Origin of the sequence: Brevibacillus migulae, assembly GCF_004521915.1 — a bacterium.
In the GTDB taxonomy this organism is placed as follows: Bacteria; Bacillota; Bacilli; order Brevibacillales; family Brevibacillaceae; genus Brevibacillus_F; species Brevibacillus_F migulae.
This window is the reverse complement of the sequence record NZ_SDKD01000002.1, coordinates 361,731-383,658: the sequence shown is the minus strand read 5'-3', so window position 1 is coordinate 383,658 and position 21,928 is coordinate 361,731. Positions and strand designations below refer to the sequence as shown.

The following is a 21,928-nucleotide window of genomic DNA, read 5'->3' as shown; positions in this document are numbered from 1 at the left end:
AAAATTGTTGTCGGTAAATCCATCGTTAAGTATACACGCTTGTATCAGGGATGAGAAGCTAAAAATTGCGCTTTTTCCTTTTCAAATAAGAGTCGCACTGTCCCAAGCGTGCCATTTCGGTTTTTTATCAAGGAAAGCGTGATGTCTGCCGTCTGTCGATCCGGGGAGCTTTTCAGCGGCATCGCCTCATATTGCAGGATTGTGTCTACCGCTCCTTCTACCACTGGTTGGAGCTCAGTCTCTCCCTGCTTCTGAATAGAGGCAGAGGTTATAATGGCTGTGTCCCATTGTCTTGACCAATGATGCAAAAAGTATGCGGCAAGCGCTTGGTTATTGTGGATAAGATTGCCGTTTCCATCCCGCATGGTGATCCGGAAGAAATCATCAATGAAAATGACCGGAACCGAACCGATTGATTGGATAATGCGGTTAATCGTCTCTTCAATCTCTTGCAAGGTCACGTCAAATGTTCCCTCAATCGTCCACATTTGCTTGGCAATCTCCGCATATTGCTGCGCGGCCGCATTAATCCGTTCTACTTCGATTTTGCCTGCCAGCACATCACGTGGAGGCACTTTCAGGATCCTTGCCATACTACGGCACCAAAGTTTATAGGCTGTCATTTCCCACGATACATAGACAACAGGCGTGCCGTTCTCCGCGATCTGATCGGCCATTTGCCGCAGAAACATCGATTTTCCGCTGGACACCCCACCCGTGATCAAATATAGTCCTGTCGTTAACCCACCTACCAACTTGTTATCAAGATCGGCAAAACCGGTTTTAATGCCGGATACCAATCCTTTCTGCCGTTTTGCATATTCCTCCGTAAAAACGGTCACATTGCGTGCGTCAGGAAAAACAGGCATTTTTAGATTTTCCGAAACTGCCTCATTTAATAAGTTCATATACAGATCCAGTGGTTCTTGAACGCGAGTGAACAGATCGTTAACATCATGCAGCCCTTCAGGCAACTGAACGACAAAGATCTCGGTAGCGATACCTTCCAGCATTGCTGCGATCTTGACGCTCTCTCTACGGCCGGCATCATCATTCGAATAGCTGATAAACACCCGTTTCCCACTCAACGCTTGCGCATGCTGCTCCCGAAATACCGAGAACTCAGGAAGAGCAACTGCCGGCAATTTTGCCTGGGATAAGGAGAGTACATCAAACACGTTGCGGGTCACAATAATATCATCGGCAAGGTCGATGATCGGATGATTGAAAAAGACATCAGACTGCCCAATCAAGCTGCGATATTTGGGCTGCCGGTTATCAATCGCTCTGCCAACGAGATCTACGACTTTTTCTTCCGCATCCATAATCGGAAAGACGATGCAATTCTGAAAATATCCGCCGAGCATCCCTTTTTCCGCTTGAAAGCCTATTTTCACATTTTCAAAACCTAAGCGAAACAGTTGGACCGTATTCGCTTCGATGCCCCTTCCCTTCAAATACTCGAGGGCTTCCGGGTTCATCTGATTTGCAAAGTATTCAGCCATTTCGTTCAAGTCTTCCCAAGAAAATCGTTTGGTTACTTTTTGCCGATCTTCCATCATTTCACCCCCCAGTTCTGTCACAGTCATTCCGCTCCCTTCTCAACTTGACGTTTTCTTCCAAACGCGTTATGATCGCGATGATTTCAGACCAGTCACAAGGAGGCCACTATGAGTCTGAAAAAAATCCTATTTGTCTTCGCACATCCTGATGACGAAAGCTTTACGGCAGGTGCTACGATCGCCAAATATGCAGCGGCTGGAGATACGGAGATTTCCCTCTTGTGTGCAACTCGCGGGCAAGCTGGAAAATGTGGTGAACCGCCCATATGCAGCCGTGAAGAATTGCCCGGGGTCCGCGAGCAAGAGCTGCGAGAGGCAGCCGCGATATTAGGAATCCACAACGTCGACGTGCTCGATTATGAGGATAAACACTTGGCGGATGTCCCGCTGCCCGAGCTCGCAGGTAGAATCGAAGCGGCAATCCGGCAATATCAGCCACAGGTCGTCGTAACTTTTGCGCCTCATGGCATTTCGGGTCATCCCGATCACCACGCCATTTCTGTTGCAACCGATCACGCTGTCACCCACATGAAGCCAGATAATCCGGTATGGAAGCTGTACCATGTGACGTTGCCATCAAATGCACCATTTGTGAATCGAAATGTGCATACAGATCCGCCGGAAAGCATTACAACCGAGATCAATGAGCCCGCATACGTTCCTGTTGTTGCAAAAGCACTGCTTGCCCATCGTACGCAGAACATGTCTGTCGGTCGCGTATTCTCTGGCATCTTCGAGGGCGATTACAGCCATGTCCGACAAGTGAATTATTTTATACTGGTATGGCATCGCATCTTCGACTACCACCTGTCCGAAAAGGAAACGGATTTATTTGCTGGTATTCGTTGATACTTCCCTATACCCGCAAACCCGTACAACTGAAACTAAGAAACCTTGCTTCACCAAACATTTCGTTGCAGCATCATAAATTGGCAAGTTTATCCTTTCCGATTTTCCAAGCAAAAGCGCCCGGCTATGTAGGAGACCAGGCGCTTGTTTTTATGCAAAGTGCTTGCATATCTCTTTTACGGCATCATCCGCGAATACCACTTTCCCGTATTCCTCCAAGACATGAATCGTCGTTGGTGTCGCTTCCCCGTATTCGGAGAGGATCGCAATCATTTTCTGATATCGTTCAGGCTCCAGATCAACCTCTTCCAGAACCAAGTAATATTTCCCTTGATAAAAGTAAGCGGATCCTCCATACGTCAAAAATGGATTTACCCGATGAGCTGCTTCCACCATATGTTCAAAGTCTCGGAAGGAATAGATAACCATATCGGTTTCTTCCAAAGTGACTTCTAATTCGTAGACATCTTCTTCGAATTCTTCTTCGCGTTCTGTCGATGAGCCGGTTTTCCCGCGTGTAACGATTACGACCATTCCTTGTGCTGGCAAGGCGAACACTTCAACGGCCACAGGACCTGACACTTCAAATCCTAATTCATGATAGGCCTGTTCCATCATGTCGTTGAACAGTTCATGTACTTTAGGAATGTCACGCCACATGTCTTCTTTTTCAATTCCTCGCTCCGAAAGATCGTCAAACGTTAAGAAAATCCGTATCTTATCCGTACCAAGGCGTTCAACACGCATGACTGTCCCTCCTCGCCATCCGTCGTATTACAGGTTATGAATTACAGCCTGTAAGGGTTCTCCGCAAATTCTCACAACTGTCCCTGGTGAATAGTCCTATTTTGAGCTGCATTCATAAAACCAGTGTAAGTCTATCTGATTCCATCATTTTATCATATCCGTGGACAAGATCATAGCACGAGACCCGCTGGATGTAAATGGACGTAAGCACTTTCGACAAAGCATGGTGAAATCTACCCGTTCTCATGGAATTATGTCAGATCCTGCGCTTTCCCGGGAAAGCAATCGTCTGGAAAGATCGCGCATGCATGAATGATCCGATGTTAACGGATAACCTTTATGTAGGAGTTTCTCCTGATTAAACGTATACTCGTATGTAAGGAGAGGTGAACAAAAGATGAAAAAACGGTACCTTGCCCTTTCTGCATGCCTCTTGCTTGGTGCTTGTACTTCGCTTCCAGTCCATACACAGCAGTCCGCCAAGCCGCCAATCGATAACACTTCCCCGCAAAAGCATGCTGCGGACATGAAGCCTTCCCTCAAGCAGCATCCGCCTGTCCGACCACTGAAGGCGACGGACGTTCCCGAAAACCCTGCATCTGCTGCAGCATCCCTTTCCTCCAGCCGCTATGTGATCAATACTACCAATTATCTCATTGCCAACGAAGAGCATCCGGAAGAAAAAGTACTGCTGCTCACCTTTGATGATGGGCCAACCGGAGAAGCGACGCTTTCGCTATTGGACACATTGGATCGCCATCACGCCAAATCGATCTGGTTTGTCAATGGTCGTCAGCTTGCGACCAAAAACAAGGATGGCCACGTGGAAATCATTCCTGAAAAGGCGAAACTGCTGCAGGAAATACATAAACGCGGCCATCTCATCGGCAACCATGCGTGGTCGCATGAAAACCTGCGCAAGCTTTCACCGGAAAGACAACAGGAAGAAGTCCTGAGCACCAATCAGGTCATTGAACAGATCATCGGGGAAAAGCCGAGATTTTTCCGCCCTCCTTTTGGTGCCTACACCGATACCATTCTGCAATTGTGCCAGGCGGAAGGCATGAGTTCCATCAATTGGTCGGTTGGTTCGCTTGACTGGGAAGCCAGTGTCTACCGCAAAGAAAATGGCATCGCCAAGCAAGTATTGTCAACCGTACACAAGGGTGGAAACATCCTGTTTCATGATCGGGTCTGGACTGCCCGGGAACTGGATCATATTTTGACCGAGCTCTCGGCAGAAGGTTATCAATACGTCTTGCCTACCGAAGCAAAATGAGCTTCGGTTATTTTTTTCGATGCTGATATTTGCGTAGTTCTTCTTGCAGGAGAAACGCGCGGATCATCGTTCGGATTTTGAAGAGAACCACGATACTTATTAGTACGATCATCGGCAGCGTAAGTTTCATGATATGTACAACCAAAAGGAAGAGGGATAAGCCAAAGAAAACGAAATGCATACTCTTTTCCCAGGTTGGCAGCCCTTGACGAAAAAAGCTTGCGCGCCCGTGTGTAACCATCAAAAAGTACAGGATTCCGCAAGATAAAAGAAAATAAAGAATCGAAAAAACGACGTGGAAAGGCTTGAACATCATGACGGCAATCAAGTCGGAAATCTCGTGTTTGAAAATCAGTTGACTCGGGAACTTTTTCAATGCAAGTTCACCCGTCAGCCATGCCACATACCCCAGGAAAAGATTTCGCACAAACACATACATGGCGTTTTGCCTCCTGCACGTTGCTACCAAAATCAGCAAAAAAAGAACGCCACTCCTTTTTTCATTTCGGAACGACGCTGCTACCATGTTTATGCATGTGTATGGGGATTGATGTAGGATTTCTTGCCTGCAAGCTCGAACAGACGTTTATGGATCCAGATGGCTGCTTGAGCCCCATCTCCCATCGCAATGGTGGACATTTGCGAATGGGCTGCTACGTCTCCCACAGCCCAGATATTTGGATAGCTCGTTTCCTTCGTCCGCCCATCCACCACGATATGTCCATTGGACAGCATATGGAGCGGAAAAGATCGCAGCAGACCTGTGTTCACCACAGCTCCCCGAAAAGCCACAAAGCCTTTTTCTACAGGAAGCTTATCCCCATTCTCCAGGTGAACGGCTTGAAGCCGCCCCTTTTCCTGTTCGATGCGGATCACTTTTTCCGCAATGAACTTTATGTTCTCCTCTTGCAGATGATTGCTCACTTCTGGGTCGATTTCTTCATTCGTATGATTGATCACCAAAAGATCATCGGTAAAATATTTGAGAATTCGTGCAAGATGGGCCGCTTGCGGACCGGAGCCTATGACAACTGTTTTTTGGGAAAGCACTTCGTAACCGTCGCAGTCCGGGCATATGTATACGCTCTCCCCCAGACAATCACCCAAACCGGGAATATACGGTATGGCATCTGTAATCCCTGTTGCCAGGAGCAATGTCCGTCCTGTATAAGCGGTCGTACCTTTTTGGGTCTTGATGCGAAAAATCCCATCGTCATCCTGGTGAATCTCTATTGCACGATCCGGTAGAAATTCGACACCCACTTGTTTCGCTTGCCTTGTCCCCATCATTCGCAGGTATTGGCCGCTGACACCTTCCGGAAACCCAAGGATATTGCGATAATTTTTTGCAAGCGTCGATCTGCCTTTACCGTCGTCCACGACGAGTACCTGCCGTCTGCTTCGTCCAAGCTGGATCGCCGCCTGCAGTCCGGCGATTCCTCCTCCGACGATCACGGTATCATAGATCACGGGCACCCCTCACCCTCTTCCGTTTTTATCAGGATGCCCGAATCACGAATCCCTCATGATTACTTTTTTGGCAGCGGAATCGATAAAACCGTACCAGTCAGCAACTGACCGTCCTTCGCGATCCCGTTATACTTGGCGATCGTATCCACTCCACGTGAATTTCCGTAATACTGCCGGGAAAGCTTGAACAGGGTGTCGCCTTGCTTAACGACATGACGAACCACTTGAACTTGCGTGTTTGCCGCCGGTTGCGCCGCTTGACTGGAAGCCGGCTGCGATGGCTGTGGCGACGCCGCTTTTGTTTCTGACGCCGGTTGCTCCGGCTTCTTCTCAGTAGGTTGGGCAGCCGTTTGCGGGGTTGGTTGGGTGCTTTCGGGGTTTGCCTTCGTCGTTGCTTGGCCTGTGGCCGGTTGATTTGCCCCCACTGGCGACGCGTTTGTTTCCGGCCCCTTCGTTTCAGTCGCAGTGCTTGGTTGCGATCCTACACTCTCTTTCGCAACCACCGGCTTCACCTGTACCGTTGTGGTTGCGGAAATTTCTTTCTCGATGAAATTCGCTTCAGGCACATTTCGGCTCTTGACCATTTCCAACACAAACAGACCGATAAACAGCGCCCCAAAGACCACAAGGCCCAGCTTCACCAAAGAATTGTAAGAGATTCTTTTCTGCTTCGAATGACGGAGCTTTCGCGAAAGCATCGGGCTTTGTCCTTGAAGTTCTTCGGAAACATGGTGTTCCGTTTTTCGTTCTGTGCGAGATGACCGCATCGTTATTCGCTCCTTTCAGATTGACCCTCTCTTCGTATATAGAGAGCCAGAAAAAAATCTAACAGGCTATGGGCGATAATCGGCGCCAGCAACCCCTGACTATATTGAAATAACCACCCGAGAAGCAGGCTTGTGCCAAATACGCTGCCCAAGAGGATCGGTTTCCGCAAATACCGGACATGTATCGCTGCAAACAGCAGGCTCGTCCACCCATTCCCCAGAAGCGGCTGAATGGCGCCGCGAAAAAGCCACTCCTCGCTTAATCCTACGTACACGCAGACCAAAAAAGTCGAAGGGATGGACATGCCTGTAAACAATTTTCGACTCAACTCCCCATCATCCTGCCAATGGGGTGGGAGAAAATGCTCTAAGCCAATGCTAAGAAGCGCGATCATGACGGCAATTCCGATGGCAGCGAGAGCCGCGATGCCATTGAACACTAGGAAATAGTCTCCCGTACCTTTCCAGCCTACCTGCCAAAGCGTTCCGATGATTCCCAATAAGAGCAAAAAGGATTGTGTAACCAAAAGATTCAGCCGTAACGAACGCGCATCCATTTGGGAGAGACGATCACTCAATCGTTATCGCCTCCTTTTCTTTTCTTACAGGCAACAAACGGCGCAACGCCCCATGCAAATCCCAATGATCTGGTTTCTTTTGTATCTGCGTAAAAGGTTGTTGCTCGTAAAAGGAACGGTCCAACCCGCAGCATGAGCAGCATTGTGCGGTGTACTCCGTAGCGCGCTGCCCTTCAAAATAAAAAGAGAGCGCTTGTCGCAAGCAGTCTTTTTCATGAAGCCAAGATTTCATTTGCATGAGCTTATTTTTCCGCGTGCGCTTCAGCTCTTCCAGCGTGCGGCTGATCTGCATGGCTGCCCCTGAAACATCAACTTTTTCGAGCCTGTAACGATACTGATCCTTCGTTTTCGTAAGCTGCGAGACGAGTCCATGTTGTTCCGCATAGAAGAAAAGCATGTCCAGACTTTCATCTGGCAACCCTGCCATCGCTGCAAGCTCCAATGCGGAAATGTGCCCGGAACTGGTGGCAAGCAATTGCACAAAACGGAAAACTTCCTCGTATACCGGGTACTCGTTGGCCAGCATGTATTGATGGATAGCCGCATCCTCGGGGTTCAGGTATAGACCGGCATAGCCCGGCTTGCCATCTCGTCCGATTCTGCCGACCTCCTGCGCGTATTCTTCCAGTGATCCCGGGAAGTGATAATGCAGGACATAGCGGATGTCCGGCTTGTCAATCCCCATGCCGAATGCATTCGTCGCAAAAATGACATCCAGCTCTCCCGATAAAAACTGTTCTTGTATCAGCACTCTCTCCATCGCGGACATTCCGGCATGGTAGGCTTGCGCCCGAAGCACACCTTCTTCCATGCAGGCAAATGCCAGCTGGTCCACCGTTTGCCGTGTGCGTCCATACACAATTCCCGGCCCTTGCAGCGATTTTACCGCTTCAAGCACGTGCTCCCGCTTTTGCGCCTCACTAGACACCTCAATCAAATCGAACGCAATATTGGGGCGGTTCACCGATTGTGCGATCACATCTGCCTCATCGATGTGAAATAGACGGCAAATTTCCGTTCGCACATGCTGGGTGGCGGTAGCGGTGACCGCCAGCACAGGGGGATTCCCCAGCTGCTGGACAGCGTCAGGCAAACGCAAGTAATCCACCCGGAAATCATGGCCCCATTGGGAAATACAGTGCGCCTCATCGATGGCCAGCAATGACACACCGCGTCGTTTTAAACGCTGCAAGATAGTTGCTTGCTGCAATTTTTCGGGCGAAATGTAGATCAGCCGATAGCGGCCTTGATCAATCTCGGTGAGCAGCTTTCTCGTTTCTGTCGGATCCAAGGCACTGTTGATATAGGCCGCTGAAATGGTTCGTCGCTGGCGGATGCGTTGGACCTGATCGACCATCAAGGAAATCAGTGGGGAAACAACGACGGTTACACCGGGTAACAGCAAAGCCGGAAGCTGATACGTGATCGACTTCCCCCCGCCGGTAGCCAATATGCCCAATACATTTTTCCCCTGCATGATCTTTTGCACGATTTCCTTTTGTCCCCCGCGAAATCCAGAATAGCCAAAATGGCTGGAAAGCATTTGCTCCAACTTATCCATGCTCATCGTCTTGCCTCCCCGATCGCCAAAGCTAATCTGATTTGCAGATAAGAGTACCGATCGTCCAAGGCCTCTCTAATCAGCCGAAGTCTGCGTGTATGAAGTCTTGCACTTGTTTCCAGAATCTGCCGTCTCGCTTCATCGGTAAGGTATGGGGATGCATCCCACGCTGGCTCATGGAATGCGATATCTACGAGATGATCTTCCACCGTATTTCGGGTAATCCCGCGGATTTGCGCAATTTTTTCAATCGGAATCTGCTTTTGCAGCAAACGATACGTTTCCTGCGCGCTGCTGCTCATCTGCGATCCTCCGCTTTGCTCTTCAGGCAAAAGGGCGGCAAGCAACGGATAAAGGTCAGGCGTTTCTTTCACCTGAATCATCACGCTTGCGACCCCGAATCTCCATTTGACCCGAATCAGAGATGGAGGCAGTTTTTCTTGATAAGCCAATTGCTGCATCGTCAAAGCAGTTTGATGGGCACCCGAAAACTGCTTGACCAAAAGCGGTTGAATATCGCTCGGAAGGACTTCCAAAGCCTTGTAAAGCTCCGCAAACACTCCATCCATCCAACGCTTGCGATGAGTGGGGTCATGCAGCTGCGACTTGACGAACGATTGAATTTGACGGTCTTGCACGACCGGGTAAAAGGAAGGGTTTCCCTCTAAAAGGCAGGATAGGGTTTGCACCATCAGATGCAGTCGCAGCCAAAACGTTTGTAGATGTCCATTCACCCACGGATGCTGATGAAACAGTCCCAACCATTGATCGACCCCATAGGTTGTCCAGCCCTGGCTAACCCATTTTTCTCCCTCATCCGTGAGAACAAAGGTTGTTTTATTTCGATCCAAATCCTTTTCGCGGATATAGCCTTGTCCAATCAGCTGCTGCAGAATCTCTTCCCATTGCTCTCTCAAAAGATGAGGAAACAACCGATAATACGGGTAGAGGCGAAAAAGGTGAACATCCTGTAAGGTCTGGTTGGCCCGCCGACCGCGCAATATGTGATAAAAGGCCTGCAGTGTTCGTTCATTGGCTAACGATTTCATACCGTTTAAGGCGATCATTTGTACAAAAAGGTTTTCCTGTTCACTCAGTCTTTCCATAGCCACTCCTTTTTTGTTCACGACAAGAAAACTTTACGCTATACTTTTTTAATGAATCGGAAAGTCTTACTTTACGGTTCACATGATTGCAAACAAGGCTTTGCCAAGTTTTTCTCATTCATTTCGATTCTATGATAATTTTGGAGGCTCACATGGCAACACGACTAAAAAAATCGGAATTTATCGTAACTTACAGTATCATCATATCACTTGCCTGCTTCATTGGCGGATTTTTTTTAGGGGCAGGCTATATGAAAAACAGTTATGAACAAGCAAAAATTGCTGCCGCCGAAGCAGAAAAAGAAGCCGCAAAAAAGGAACAATTGCTAAAAGAACAGAAACTATACAAAGAGCAAGATTTCGTTCAATTTTACTATAGCGTATTGGTCCCCGTGAACACACTGAAAGAAAAGCATTTCCAAGCAATCGTCGAGATGCAAAGCATGAATCCGGATGACCGTGATGATCAGTTCGAGGAGCTGGAAAAACTAGCAAAACAAAGCCTCCAGGAGATTCAAAACGCCAATGCACCCGCTTCTTCTCCGCTGCTTGGACAAGCCAAGTCATCCTATGAACAGAGTTTGCGGGCTTATTTGGATGGTATTGAAGCATTGCGATCCGCTCAGAATAGTAATGTACTCACCCTTGATCAGGTGCATGGTTCGCAGCAAATGCAGCCGTTTGTCAGCAGCTGGTTACACGCGCAAACGGTCCTGTACAAAGCCATCGCGACATGGGAATCCGCTTATGTGACGAAGCGTGCCCTTCCTTCTGCACAACCGGAACAAGTCAATCTTGAGACGTGGAAGGCATATGCATTTCATTACCGGAACTATCTGGCTGCAGAATATTTGACGAAAAAGAATCTCTTTACCGATTTCGCCCCGCAGGATCTGACGACAAGAATTGATGCCCTGCTGCAGTCCGAACAGGCGAAAACGCTTGGCATCAAAGATATTCCAACAGCCGTTGAAGTGCTTCAAGCTACGGATGCAGTACATGAGGGCGATTTCCACAAGCTTCACTCCAAACTCTATGAGGGTGTAAAAATGCCAGAAATGCCGCTCTTCGAAGAATAGTTCATTTTTAGATGTGATTCATTCTTGAAATCTGTGCGCACAAGGAATAAAATGAGAGTGAACACTGGACGTACCGTCTGACGTGGGAGGTGAAACCAAAAATGACTACTTGGGTAGATAAAGATACCTGTATCGCGTGCGGGGCTTGTGGTGCAACTGCTCCTGACGTGTTCGATTATGATGATGAGGGTTTGGCATTCAACAAAATCGATGACAACACGAATACAGCTGAAATCCCTGATATTCTTTTCGATGATGTTCGTGATGCAGCTGATGGTTGCCCTACTGATTCCATCAAAGTTGAAGAGTAATAGAATGCAAAAACCTCTCATGAGATTCATGAGGGGTTTTTGATTGTCTGTGTTTCGCTAAGCTCTCGATAGCGGAAGCAATCCGTCGTATGATCCATGACCATGCCCGTAGCTTGCATAAATGCATAGCAGATCGTGCTGCCAACAAACTTGAACCCGCGTTTTTTCAAGTCTTTGCTCATCGCATCGGAAACCTCCGTGCTCGCTGGTACTTCCCGCATGCTCTCCCAGTGGTTGATGATCGGCTTTCCCTGGACAAATGACCAAATATAGCGATGAAAGGAGCCAAACTCTTTTTGCACCGCCAGAAACGCTTTGGCATTTGCGATGGCAGCCTGTATTTTCAAGCGATTCCTCACAATCCCTTCATTGGCTAGAAGCTCCTCTACCTTCTCCTGTGTGTACATAGCCACTTTCTCAGGATCAAATTGATCAAAAGCCAACCGGTATGCCTCTCTTTTTTTCAAAATCGTAAACCAGCTGAGACCCGCTTGCGCCCCTTCCAGAATCAAATATTCAAACAACGTATGATCATCATAGACTGGTACGCCCCACTCGTGGTCGTGGTAATCGATATACAAAGGATCCTGTGTCGTCCAGCCGCAGCGTTGCTTCATGTTCATCCCTTATCTCCTTCTTTTTCCGTCTTGACTAAAAGGCTATCATTTGAAAGAATAGCCTGCAAGAAAAACAATCCCGAGATGAAAGCGTTTCATTTCACGAACATTACCAATCGATTCCGAAAAAATGTTCATGTTTTTTCTTTTTGATACTTGACGGTGTTTCTGTGCCGTGATAAAGTGATATTCAAATCTGATTCACCAGAATAGTAAAACAACTTGGATGAAGAGATGCTGTACAGTTGGAAACCCTCAGAGAGCCGATGGTTGCTGCGAATCGGTGGTTCCCTTGCAGATGAGCACTTCGGAGTTGGCCGGCCAAACGACGCATGTCCAGTAGGCTCGCCCGGTTGATCCGTTACCTCTCAGGTCTTGTACCTGGAAAGGTTCTCTTTTGCGAAAAAGAGAACAAATGAGGGTGGTACCACGAAAGAATGCCTCTCGTCCCTCACTACGGTCTCGTAGTGAGCGGATGGGAGGCTTTTTTATTTTTAACAAATAGGAGGCTAGAGAAACCATGTTTGCAGACAATTTGATTCTCCGGATTCCCGGACCGACACCGATTCCCCCACGTGTACAGCAAGCCATGAACAGACCGATGATTGGACACCGCAGCGGGCAATTTTCCGAATTGTTTATGCGCACGGCGGAACGTTTAAAGCCGGCCTTTGGCACAAGCCAGGATGTGTATATCGTGGCAGGCAGCGGTACCAGCGCCTTGGAAATGGGCGTAGTCAACACCTTGCAGGCTGGCGATGAAGCTGCCGTGCTGGTGAGCGGCGCATTTGGCGAACGCTTTGCGAAAATCTGCGAGCGTTACGGAATTACCGCCCATCGCCTGCAGGTAGAATGGGGCGATGCCGTCACCCCTGAGCTCTTGACTCCATTTTTGCAGGAGCATCCCAATGTGAAAGCTGTGTTTGCGACCCACTGTGAAACTTCCACCGGGATCTTGAATCCGATCAAAGAGCTGGCCCGAGTGGTACGTGAGCAAACAGACGCCCTCTTCATCGTCGATGCCGTCAGCTGCCTTGGCGCCGTACCTGTGGAAATGGATGCTTGGGGCATCGACATCCTGGTGACTGGTTCGCAAAAAGCATTCATGCTGCCAACAGGCTTGGCCTTTATCGCTGCCAGCGAGCGTGCCTGGAAGGTCATTGACGAGCAAACCCCTCAAGCCTTCTATCTGGATTTAAAAGCGTATCGCAAAAGCTTTGCCGACCAAACCACTCCGTATACGCCTGCCGTCTCCCTGGTGTTTGGTCTGGAAGAGGTATGCGCCATGATCGAAGAGGAAGGGCTGCCAGCGATCTTCAAGCGTCACGAGCTGATGCGCGACATGACGCGCGCTGCGATGAGAGCCCTGCAGCTGCCGCTGATGGCTGCAGATGAGTATGCCTCCCCTACCGTTACGTCGATTCATCCGGGCAATGCCTTTGATCCGGAAGCACTGCGCAAAACGCTGCGCAACAAACATAATGTCGTCATTGCGGGCGGGCAAGCCCATCTGAAGGGCAAAATTTTCCGCATCGGGCACATGGGCTATTGCGAGCCGCTCGATGTCATTCAAGTCATTTCCGCCGTGGAAATGTCGCTTCGCCAGATCGGTGTGGAAGTTCCATTGGGAGAAGGAGTAAAAGCTGCTCAGGAGGTGCTGATCAAGCATGTATAAAGTACTCATTACAGATCCGCTCAGTGAATTCGGTATCCAGAAGTTGTTGGAGGCACCCGACGTCGAGGTCGTACAGAAGCCAGGCCTCTCCCCCAGTGACCTGCTCGCTGAAATCGGTGACTATGATGCGCTCCTCGTGCGCAGCCAGACACAGGTAACCGCAGAAGTGCTGGCAGCAGGGACGAAGCTGAAGGCTGTAGGGCGCGCTGGTGTTGGTGTGGATAACATCGATACCAACGCTGCTACCCAGTCCGGTGTAGTCGTCATCAATGCACCGGACGGCAATACCATCTCGACAGCCGAGCACTCCTTTGCCATGCTGATGGCGGTCGCTCGCAACATTCCACAAGCTTACCGAAAGCTGGCTGATGGTACCTGGGACCGCAAAAGCTTCCAAGGTGTGGAATTGAATGGCAAAGTGCTCGGTGTGATTGGCTTCGGTCGGATCGGTACAGAAGTGGCGAAACGTGCAAAAGCTTTCCACATGAAAGTGCTCGCCTACGATCCATTTCTGACCGAAGAACGCGCAGTCAAAGAAGGCGTCCAATCTGCTACGGTTGACGAGATCGTGAAGCAGGCTGACTTTATCACGGTGCACACTCCTTTAACAAAAGAAACCCGCCACCTCATCAGCTCCAGAGAGTTTGCCATGATGAAGGATGGCGTACGGCTCATCAACTGCGCACGCGGCGGTATCATCGATGAAAAAGCCCTGTATGAAGCGATCCTCACCGGCAAGGTCGCGGGTGCTGCGCTCGACGTGTTTGAAGTGGAGCCGCCAGTCGATAACCCGTTGATCGGGCTTCCGCAAGTCGTCGTCACTCCTCACCTAGGCGCCTCCACCATTGAGGCACAGGAAAATGTGGCGGTTGACGTGTCGGAAGAAATCTTGAAGGTGCTTCGTGGGGAAGCGTTTAAAAATGCCGTGAACCTGCCCGCTGTTCCTGCGCATGTGATGAAGAAGCTCCAGCCTTACTATACTTTAGGGGAACGCCTCGGCAATTTCCTGGCTCAAATTTCGGTCGGATCGGTTCAAGAGATTACCATTACGTACAGCGGAGAATTGACTGAAGTAGATACCGCTCCATTGACCCGTACGATTTTAAAAGGTGTTCTCTCCTACCGCTTGGGGGAAGGCGTCAACTATGTGAACGCTCCCCTTTTGGCCAAGGCACGCGATATTGCCGTGGTTGAGCAAAAATCTTCACTGAACAAAGGGTTTATGAATCTGCTGACCCTGACCATCAAAACGAGCCTGGAGATGAAAAACGTTTCCGGTACGCTGTTGAATGGCTACGGTCCACGCATCGTGAAAATTGACGGCTATGCGATCGACGTATCGCCTGAAGGCTACCTCCTTTATGTGCATCACAACGACCGTCCAGGGGTCATCGGTCATGTCGGAACGATTCTTGGCTCCAATGACGTGAACATTGCGACGATGCAAGTAGGTCGCCGTGATGTCGGCGGTGACGCGATCATGATGCTGACGGTGGATAAACCATTGGCGCCAGATCTACTCGATCAACTGGGAGAATTGTCAGAAATCAAGAGTGTCACCCAGGTCGAATTATAGAAGGACGATGTCGAAAAAAGGCCCGGATCTTTATGTCCGAGCCTTTTCTTTCCTTTTAACTAGGCTATAATAGAACGAGAATCCAAACTATGAGAGGAGATTACTATGACTAATCAGGCGTTACTCGCTATTGGCATCTTTCTCGTTACATACGCGCTGATTATTAGCGAAAAAGTGAACCGAACCATTGTAGCGATGTTAGGCGGCATTCTGATGGTGCTGTTTGGTGTCATCACACAGGAGCAAGGTATTGATCATATTGACTTCAATACGCTGGGTCTCTTGATCGGTATGATGATCATCGTCACCATTACGGCCCAAACCGGCGTTTTCAAATTTATGGCGATACTTGCTGCGAAGAAGGCGCATGGAAATCCGTTAAAGGTATTGATTTTCCTCAGCTTGATCACTGCCGGTGCGTCTGCGCTACTAGATAACGTGACAACCGTCTTATTGATGGTCCCTGTCACCTTCAGCATCGCCAGACAGCTGCAGGTCAATCCGATCCCTTACTTGTTGAGCGAAGTGATTGCTTCCAATGTCGGGGGTACCGCGACACTCATTGGTGACCCACCCAATATCATGATTGGCAGCCGTGTCCCAGAGCTTGATTTTATGGCATTTCTGTCCAATCTTGCACCGATCGCCTTTATTGTTCTCATCGCAACCATTTTCTGTCTGGTCGTTATTTATCGTCGCGATCTGAAATCGTCTCCCGCCTTACAGGCAAAAATCATGGCGTTGAATGAAAAGGATGAAATCACAGATACCAGGCTGCTCAAAAAATCGCTGACCATTCTGGCCCTCACGATATTGGGTTTTGTCCTACATGGCTGGCTGCATGTGGAATCCGCTACCATCGCACTGACCGGCGCCTTTCTGCTGCTATTGATTACTGGCGAAGCATATTTGGAAGAAGCCATTAGCAAAGTAGAATGGAACACGATCTTTTTCTTCGTCGGTCTGTTTGTTCTTGTATCTGGCTTGGTACATACCGGCGTCATTGCGCTCCTCGCGGAAAAAGCGATGGCATTGACAGGGGGAGACAGCCAAACCACTGCCTTTTTGATCCTTTGGATGAGCGCAATTGCGTCTGCCTTCATTGACAATATTCCGTTTGTCGCAACCATGATTCCCATGATTCAAGAAATGGGCAATCTCGGCATTCACAATCTGGAGCCTCTCTGGTGGAGCTTGTCCCTGGGAGCTTGCCTTGGCGGGAACGGTACAATCATCGGTGCCAGCGCAAACGTGATTGTCGCGGGCATGGCGGCAAAAGAAGGCCATCATATCAGTTTCCTGTATTTCATGAAGGTTGCTTTTCCGCTGATGATCATGTCGATCATTCTTTCGCACCTATATATTTATTTGCGATATTTTATGTAAATAGGGGGAATGCAAATGGTTACCTACACGTATGATCAGCAGCTTGTGGAAATTACGGAAGTCAAGGGAGAGGCCGACATCACCTTTCGTGTGACAATCAAATCTGACGAGATGCGTACCCGCTTGAAAGCGCTACGGGCCCATCTGGATCACGACAAGGATTTTACGGATGCATTGTTTTACACGCATCTTGACGGAACGTACGAGGTCATTGTGAGAAACGATTTCTATTTACCCTTTTTACTGCAAGCCTTTCGCTTACGCTGCATTGAATCTTTAAGCTGGAAGTGAAAAAAGCTCGACTGTCGGACAAGTTTCCCACAGTCGAGCTTCTTTTTTTACGGAAGGATGGTTACAATCTCACTTACATCATTCAGGATATAATCCGCTTTTTCACTCTCAAATTTTGCTCGTGCTTCCTGCCCGCTCAAGCCAGTCAAGGTAGCGGCAAAGCGGCAGCCAATGGCTTTTGCAGCCAGAAAATCAGCCAAGGAGTCCCCTACGATCAACACTTCGTCCCCGTTCTGGATCGGCAATGGGTAGGCCAGCGTATCCGCATCCGATGTGGAGAGGCCCAGCAATCCTTTTACATAGCAGAAAGGATGAGGCTTGGCCAATGGGGCTTGGTTTGGAAAGAGCGTCTCTGCATCCAGCACGTGAGAAGCGGTTACGACCCGATCGGCTTCAAACAGATCCAACAGCTTCATTTCCGCTAATGGCACATGGGTTTCAATCGTCGGTCTGCCCGTTCCGATTCCCAGGATGTACCCTTTTGCTTTTAATTGAAGCAAGATCTCGCGAATTTTTTCCGGAGCTACGATCGGAATTTCATCGGTGAGGAAGCCTTTTTTCCCTGGTTGAACCGTTTCACGTCCGATGGAAGCAGCGACACGCTCGTCACCCAAATACCATTCCTGGAACGTTTCCTGACACAGCTGCCACAGATCGCTTGTGCGCGAGAAAAGCGCTGTCTCTATGCCAACATGTTCTTTCACCAGATCATTCAAATACAGCAGCAGTTCCGATTTTTGGTGGGATGATTTCGCAAAGTCCGGAGTAAATGCTGGATAATCGATAACAAATTCGGCAGCATAGGTTTTGGCCAATTGCCCCAGACGCTCTACGGCTGACCGGTCGATTTGCTTCGAAAGGATTTCCTGAATCTCATCCTGCGCATGTGGATAAAGAGCATCACACAGACGGATCAGTTGGTAGGAGAATGTCAAAAACACCATATCCCAGTTCGAGTTGATCCCCCGGGATTTAATGAAATTCAACACGTCATCGTCAGCGAATACGGTCTTTCGCACACGTCGAATCGTAGTCTCTTCTGGCGATGGCGTAAACGTATCACCAGGCAAACCAAGATAACGATCGCTGTGCAGCATTTCCCATACCGTCAAAGCAGATGCATCAAAATAACGTTCTTCACTCAAAAACACACCGTCAACGTCAAACAAGATTGTTTTGATCATTCTCTCCCGCCCCTTTTCTTCTCTATCTTGGATTCGGCAAGCTGATCGTAAAGGTTGTCCCTTCTCCCAGCTTGCTCTGTACATTGATCCTGCCGCCATGTGCCTCTACAATGTTACGGGCGATTGCCAGTCCCAGACCGGTACCGGCCCTGCCCCGGGTGCGTGCCTTGTCGGCTTTGTAAAAACGCTCAAACACGAAAGGCAGGTCTTCTTGCGGGATTCCGCTGCCCGTATCACTGACCTGGATGATCAGCGGTTCTTCCCCGGACACACGCAGGGTGACACTCCCCCCTTTTGGCGTATGCCGCATCGCATTGTCTATCAAATTGGTCAGTACCTGTTCCATGCGGTCTGGATCCAGATGCAAGGTTTCCAATGTACTTTCCATGGACAATTGCAAGCTGATTTCACGTTCCCGTGCCAAATTGCTGAACTTGCGTTGAATCCGTTCCAGATAAGATCTGACCGTGACGGTTTCCAGATGCAGCTCCAGGTGCCCGGCTTCCATGCGGGCAAGATTCAGCAGCTCGTTCACCAATTTGGTCATGCGCACGGATTCATCATAAATGATTTTCGCCAGTTCCTTATGCTCCTCTGGAGATGCGGCGATGTCATCGACAATCGCTTCACTGTAGCCTTGCAGCATCGATAAGGGGGTGCGCAGCTCGTGAGAGACATTCGCTACGAAATCATTGCGCAGCTTATCCAGCTTCCGCTCCCTTGTCATATCACGCAATACAGCCACTGCTCCGCGAATGACATCGCCATCGTACAGCGGCACCATGAGTACCGACCAGATCCGTCCTTGCAAGGCGATATCCTCATCATAGACTTCCTGCCCGCTTTCCAGCACGCGTCGGTAAATGGAGAAGATCGGTGCCGATTCATCCTTTTGCTCGTAAGACCAGTCACGCAAGAAATGCTCAGCTGGAGGGTTGGTCACGACAATTTCCCCATCGGCATCGATCATGATGACGCCGTCGACCATGCTTCGCAAAACGCTCGCCAGCTGCTCCTTTTCCTTGGACAATGCATCGACCAAAGAATTCAGCTTGCCAGCCATCGTATTCAGCGTTTCGGCCAGATCACCGATCTCATCCGTCGAGCGAAACGGAATTTCCGCATGGAAGTTTCCCTCTGCAATCCGCTGGGCGCTCTGAATCATGACCCGCAGCGGATGCGTGATGCGGGAGGAAAGGAAAAACGCAAACACCGTAGTCGAAATGAAACCAATGACACCAACGACAAATACAAGTTTGCGTATTTCACCGACCGTGCTTTCAAAATCCTCAACGGGTTGGTACATGATGACCGCCCCGCGTTTTCCTGCTTCCAGCTCAAGCGGTACAGCCACGGCCAGGATCTGCAGCCTGCCGTTCCGGTCGCTTTGATCCCCGGGGAATATGATCCGTTCCGCACTTGGATGCTCCCCACTCAATGCGCGCTGCAGCGCCAGTTCCTTTTTTTCGATCAACTGATCAAAAGGGATATAAGGAAGGGAAGCGGTAGGCTTATACTCCCCGATGGGCTGAATCTTTTCATCAACCGCTATGATGATCGTCCGATTCGCTTCCCCCATGTTTTTGGCAATCTCAAGCACTTCGTCTTGGCTGGTATGCGGCTTGCTCAGACTCTCGGATAAGTTCTCGGCAACCATCTGCAAATCCTTTGCTTGTTCGCGAAAAAAATACGTATCAAACGATTGCACCAGCAGCAGGCTGAATAATGTCAATACCAAAGCAAAAAGCGCGATAATGGTCATCCATAGCTTGCCAACTACACTGCGAAAAATGTCCACGTTACTTCGGCACCTCTAATTTATAGCCGACTCCCCATACCGTCGCGATCATTTGCGCGGCATCCGGCGAGACGCGATTCAGCTTTTCACGCAAACGTTTGATATGGGTATCCACTGTGCGCAGATCACCGAAAAAGTCATAATGCCAGACATCCTTCAGCAGTTCTTCCCGAGTAAACACTTTGTCTGGTGACAAGGCCAAGTAATGCAGCAATTCGTATTCTTTCGGGGTCAAATTCACTTCTTGACCGCTTGCCAGCACCTTGTGCGCATCGTGATCAATGGTCAAATTGGCAAACACCAGCACGGAATGGCTGGGTGCCACCTCCGTTTTTAAATAAGCCGTAGCGGATGAGCGGCGTAAAATCGCTTTTACTCGGAAGACGACTTCACGCGGACTGAATGGCTTCACGACATAATCGTCCGCTCCTGCTTCAAATCCATTGACCCGATTGGTTTCTTCGCCTTTTGCGGTCAGCATGATGATCGGGGTTGCTTTTTGCTCGCGAATGCGCTGGCAGACTTCAATGCCATCCATGCCAGGCAGCATCAGATCAAGCAAAATGATGCTGTAATCTTCCCTCAAAGCCAGCTCCAGCGCCTGCTCCCCATCCTCAGCCTCATCGATCTCGAAATTTTCCCGCTCCAGATACATTTTCAACAGTCTTCTGATACGTTCCTCATCATCCACAACCAAAATGCGTGCCATTTGTTCCATAGCTAGACACCTCTTTTACGATCATTGTACAAATAAGAGCTGTTACACAAAAAGCTGGTTACAACAACCAGCTTTTCTGTTAGTAAATCAAGAAGAATGCATTCTCCACGTTGTTCTATGCCGTTAGCAACCCTTTACACGCCAGCATAGGAGTGAAGTCCCGCGATCACCAGATTGACGACCACGAGTGTAATCAAGATGATGACAAAACCGATAACCGACATCCAGGCTGACTTGGTCCCAATCCAGCCGCGTGACAGGCGCAAATGCAAGTAGGCACTGTAAAAGAGCCAGACGATGAGCGCCCATGTTTCTTTCGGATCCCAGCCCCAGAAGCGGCCCCATGCCTCTTCTGCCCAAATCATGGCAAAAATCAAGGCTCCCAAGGTAAAGATGGGATATCCGATCGCCACAGCCCGATAGCTGATCTCATCCAGCAGCTCTGGATCAATCCCCGATACGGACGGCTGCAGGGCTGCAGCGATCCGCTTCCGCAGGATCAGACGCAGGATTCCGTAAAGGACCAGACCGGAAAGTACCGACCAAATCATCGTATTCAATTTGCGCGCAGCATCTTTCCCTTCCATCCAGGCAGGCGCTTCGCCGATCGGCGTCAGTGGACCTTCCTTGATGATCGTGGACCCGTTTGGCGCTACGATAGCCGGAAGCGTATACTCCACCTGCACATTTTTCATTTGTCCAGCGCCATCCATTTGCTGCTGCTGCATCTCAAATACCGTATTTTGATCCAACCGGGCATAGGTCGAATCCATGAGGATAAAACCGATCAGCATCAGTACCACCGCAATGACTGTTTCCAGCCAGCGCGTGCTTTTCGTCGCACGCTCCTGGGAAACCGTACGGATCAAATACATGAGTCCCGAGGCAAACCCAACGGAGAGCACGCCTTCACCCAGCGCAGCTGTCGTCACGTGTATGTGCAGCCAATAGCTTTGCAGCGCAGGGATCAACGGGGTTACTTCTTTCGGGAATACATAGGCATATGCCAGCATAATGATCCCCAACGGAATGACGAAAGCACCCAATGCCGTGATCCGGTAGATCCGGTACAAGATCAGATAGGCCAAAATAATGCAGAAATCGAAGAAGGCCATGAATTCAAACATGTTGCTGGTCGGACTATGGCCGGAAGCGATCCAGCGGCATACGATGTATCCAGCCTGGGCTAAAAACCCCAGCACAGCAATGGTGTAGGCAATCCCGCCAAAGCGGCGCTCATGCTCTTTCGGATCTCGTCCCGACCACCGTTTTCCTGTAACTGCGACCACAAAGAAAATCGTGGAGATAACATAAAGGATAAAGGCTGCATTGAGCAACCAGTTACTGACCGTGATTAACAAAAGTTTCCCTCCT

General features: G+C 49.4%; 21 protein-coding genes and 1 other annotated feature. Of the genes, 8 read left to right on the top strand and 13 right to left on the bottom strand.

What is annotated here, in order from left to right; genetic code table 11:
* Positions 1–44 precede the first annotated feature (44 nt).
* Entirely contained in the window at positions 45–1,589 is a 1,545-nt protein-coding gene (locus EIZ37_RS04050) for a DnaB-like helicase C-terminal domain-containing protein (protein WP_134683270.1), read from the bottom strand.
* Between the two features lie 81 nt (positions 1,590–1,670).
* Here EIZ37_RS04050 and EIZ37_RS04045 point away from each other — a divergent pair, with 81 nt between their 5' ends.
* Positions 1,671–2,411 (top strand): PIG-L deacetylase family protein, encoded by a 741-nt coding sequence (locus EIZ37_RS04045; RefSeq protein WP_134683269.1) that lies wholly within the window; start codon positions 1,671–1,673, stop codon positions 2,409–2,411.
* Between the two features lie 150 nt (positions 2,412–2,561).
* Here EIZ37_RS04045 and EIZ37_RS04040 read toward each other — a convergent pair whose 3' ends face one another.
* On the bottom strand, positions 2,562–3,158 hold the full coding sequence (locus EIZ37_RS04040; RefSeq protein WP_134683268.1) for a genetic competence negative regulator: 597 nt from the start codon (positions 3,156–3,158) through the stop codon (positions 2,562–2,564).
* Between the two features lie 397 nt (positions 3,159–3,555).
* Between EIZ37_RS04040 and EIZ37_RS04035 the strand changes: the two genes are divergently transcribed.
* Positions 3,556–4,437 carry a polysaccharide deacetylase family protein gene (locus tag EIZ37_RS04035; protein ID WP_134683267.1) on the top strand — a complete coding sequence of 294 codons (882 nt, stop codon included), beginning with the start codon at positions 3,556–3,558 and terminating at the stop codon, positions 4,435–4,437.
* Positions 4,438–4,444: 7 nt separating this feature from the next.
* Here the strand turns inward: EIZ37_RS04035 and EIZ37_RS04030 are convergent, their stop codons facing one another.
* From EIZ37_RS04030 to EIZ37_RS04005, 6 genes are all read right to left on the bottom strand, one after another.
* Entirely contained in the window at positions 4,445–4,876 is a 432-nt protein-coding gene (locus tag EIZ37_RS04030; protein WP_134683266.1) for a hypothetical protein, read from the bottom strand.
* Positions 4,877–4,965: 89 nt separating this feature from the next.
* A complete protein-coding gene (locus EIZ37_RS04025) occupies positions 4,966–5,913 on the bottom strand; it encodes an NAD(P)/FAD-dependent oxidoreductase (protein WP_328591341.1) in 948 nt (315 codons plus the stop codon).
* Positions 5,914–5,966: 53 nt separating this feature from the next.
* Positions 5,967–6,674, bottom strand: a complete 708-nt coding sequence (locus EIZ37_RS04020) for a LysM peptidoglycan-binding domain-containing protein (protein WP_134683265.1) — start codon at positions 6,672–6,674, stop codon at positions 5,967–5,969.
* Between the two features lie 2 nt (positions 6,675–6,676).
* A complete protein-coding gene (locus EIZ37_RS04015) occupies positions 6,677–7,252 on the bottom strand; it encodes a CPBP family intramembrane glutamic endopeptidase (protein ID WP_134683264.1) in 576 nt (191 codons plus the stop codon).
* Complete coding sequence (locus tag EIZ37_RS04010) at positions 7,245–8,819, bottom strand: RecQ family ATP-dependent DNA helicase (protein ID WP_134683263.1); 1,575 nt, start codon at positions 8,817–8,819, stop codon at positions 7,245–7,247. The genes EIZ37_RS04015 and EIZ37_RS04010 overlap by 8 nt, the downstream gene beginning before the upstream one ends.
* A complete protein-coding gene (locus EIZ37_RS04005; RefSeq protein WP_134683262.1) occupies positions 8,816–9,919 on the bottom strand; it encodes a helix-turn-helix domain-containing protein in 1,104 nt (367 codons plus the stop codon). Before EIZ37_RS04005 ends, EIZ37_RS04010 begins: the two co-directional genes overlap by 4 nt.
* 152 nt (positions 9,920–10,071) lie before the next feature.
* Between EIZ37_RS04005 and EIZ37_RS04000 the strand changes: the two genes are divergently transcribed.
* Both EIZ37_RS04000 and EIZ37_RS03995 read left to right on the top strand, forming a co-directional pair.
* Complete coding sequence (locus EIZ37_RS04000; RefSeq protein WP_134683261.1) at positions 10,072–10,998, top strand: hypothetical protein; 927 nt, start codon at positions 10,072–10,074, stop codon at positions 10,996–10,998.
* Positions 10,999–11,099: 101 nt separating this feature from the next.
* Positions 11,100–11,309, top strand: coding sequence for a ferredoxin (locus tag EIZ37_RS03995; protein WP_134683260.1), 210 nt, complete (start codon positions 11,100–11,102; stop codon positions 11,307–11,309).
* A gap of 26 nt (positions 11,310–11,335) precedes the next feature.
* Here the strand turns inward: EIZ37_RS03995 and EIZ37_RS03990 are convergent, their stop codons facing one another.
* Complete coding sequence (locus EIZ37_RS03990; protein ID WP_134683319.1) at positions 11,336–11,926, bottom strand: DNA-3-methyladenine glycosylase I; 591 nt, start codon at positions 11,924–11,926, stop codon at positions 11,336–11,338.
* Positions 11,927–12,140: 214 nt separating this feature from the next.
* Positions 12,141–12,381 (top strand) — a binding site (T-box leader).
* A gap of 65 nt (positions 12,382–12,446) precedes the next feature.
* Between EIZ37_RS03990 and EIZ37_RS03985 the strand changes: the two genes are divergently transcribed.
* From EIZ37_RS03985 to EIZ37_RS03970, 4 genes are all read left to right on the top strand, one after another.
* On the top strand, positions 12,447–13,601 hold the full coding sequence (locus tag EIZ37_RS03985) for a pyridoxal-phosphate-dependent aminotransferase family protein (RefSeq protein WP_134683259.1): 1,155 nt from the start codon (positions 12,447–12,449) through the stop codon (positions 13,599–13,601).
* Entirely contained in the window at positions 13,594–15,177 is a 1,584-nt protein-coding gene (serA, locus tag EIZ37_RS03980; protein ID WP_134683258.1) for a phosphoglycerate dehydrogenase, read from the top strand. The genes EIZ37_RS03985 and serA overlap by 8 nt, the downstream gene beginning before the upstream one ends.
* A gap of 105 nt (positions 15,178–15,282) precedes the next feature.
* A complete protein-coding gene (locus tag EIZ37_RS03975; protein WP_134683257.1) occupies positions 15,283–16,563 on the top strand; it encodes an ArsB/NhaD family transporter in 1,281 nt (426 codons plus the stop codon).
* Between the two features lie 15 nt (positions 16,564–16,578).
* Entirely contained in the window at positions 16,579–16,854 is a 276-nt protein-coding gene (locus tag EIZ37_RS03970) for a hypothetical protein (RefSeq protein ID WP_134683256.1), read from the top strand.
* Between the two features lie 47 nt (positions 16,855–16,901).
* Here EIZ37_RS03970 and EIZ37_RS03965 read toward each other — a convergent pair whose 3' ends face one another.
* The 4 genes from EIZ37_RS03965 to ccsA form a co-directional block, all read right to left on the bottom strand.
* Entirely contained in the window at positions 16,902–18,038 is a 1,137-nt protein-coding gene (locus tag EIZ37_RS03965) for an HAD family hydrolase (RefSeq protein WP_134683255.1), read from the bottom strand.
* A gap of 22 nt (positions 18,039–18,060) precedes the next feature.
* Positions 18,061–19,800 carry an ATP-binding protein gene (locus tag EIZ37_RS03960; RefSeq protein WP_407921112.1) on the bottom strand — a complete coding sequence of 580 codons (1,740 nt, stop codon included), beginning with the start codon at positions 19,798–19,800 and terminating at the stop codon, positions 18,061–18,063.
* Positions 19,801–19,837: 37 nt separating this feature from the next.
* Complete coding sequence (locus EIZ37_RS03955; RefSeq protein ID WP_134683253.1) at positions 19,838–20,554, bottom strand: response regulator transcription factor; 717 nt, start codon at positions 20,552–20,554, stop codon at positions 19,838–19,840.
* A 134-nt stretch (positions 20,555–20,688) separates the two neighbouring features.
* The gene (gene ccsA / locus EIZ37_RS03950; RefSeq protein ID WP_134683252.1) at positions 20,689–21,915 is read right to left on the bottom strand and encodes a cytochrome c biogenesis protein CcsA; all 1,227 of its coding nucleotides are present in this window, start codon (positions 21,913–21,915) and stop codon (positions 20,689–20,691) included.
* Positions 21,916–21,928: the final 13 nt, after the last annotated feature.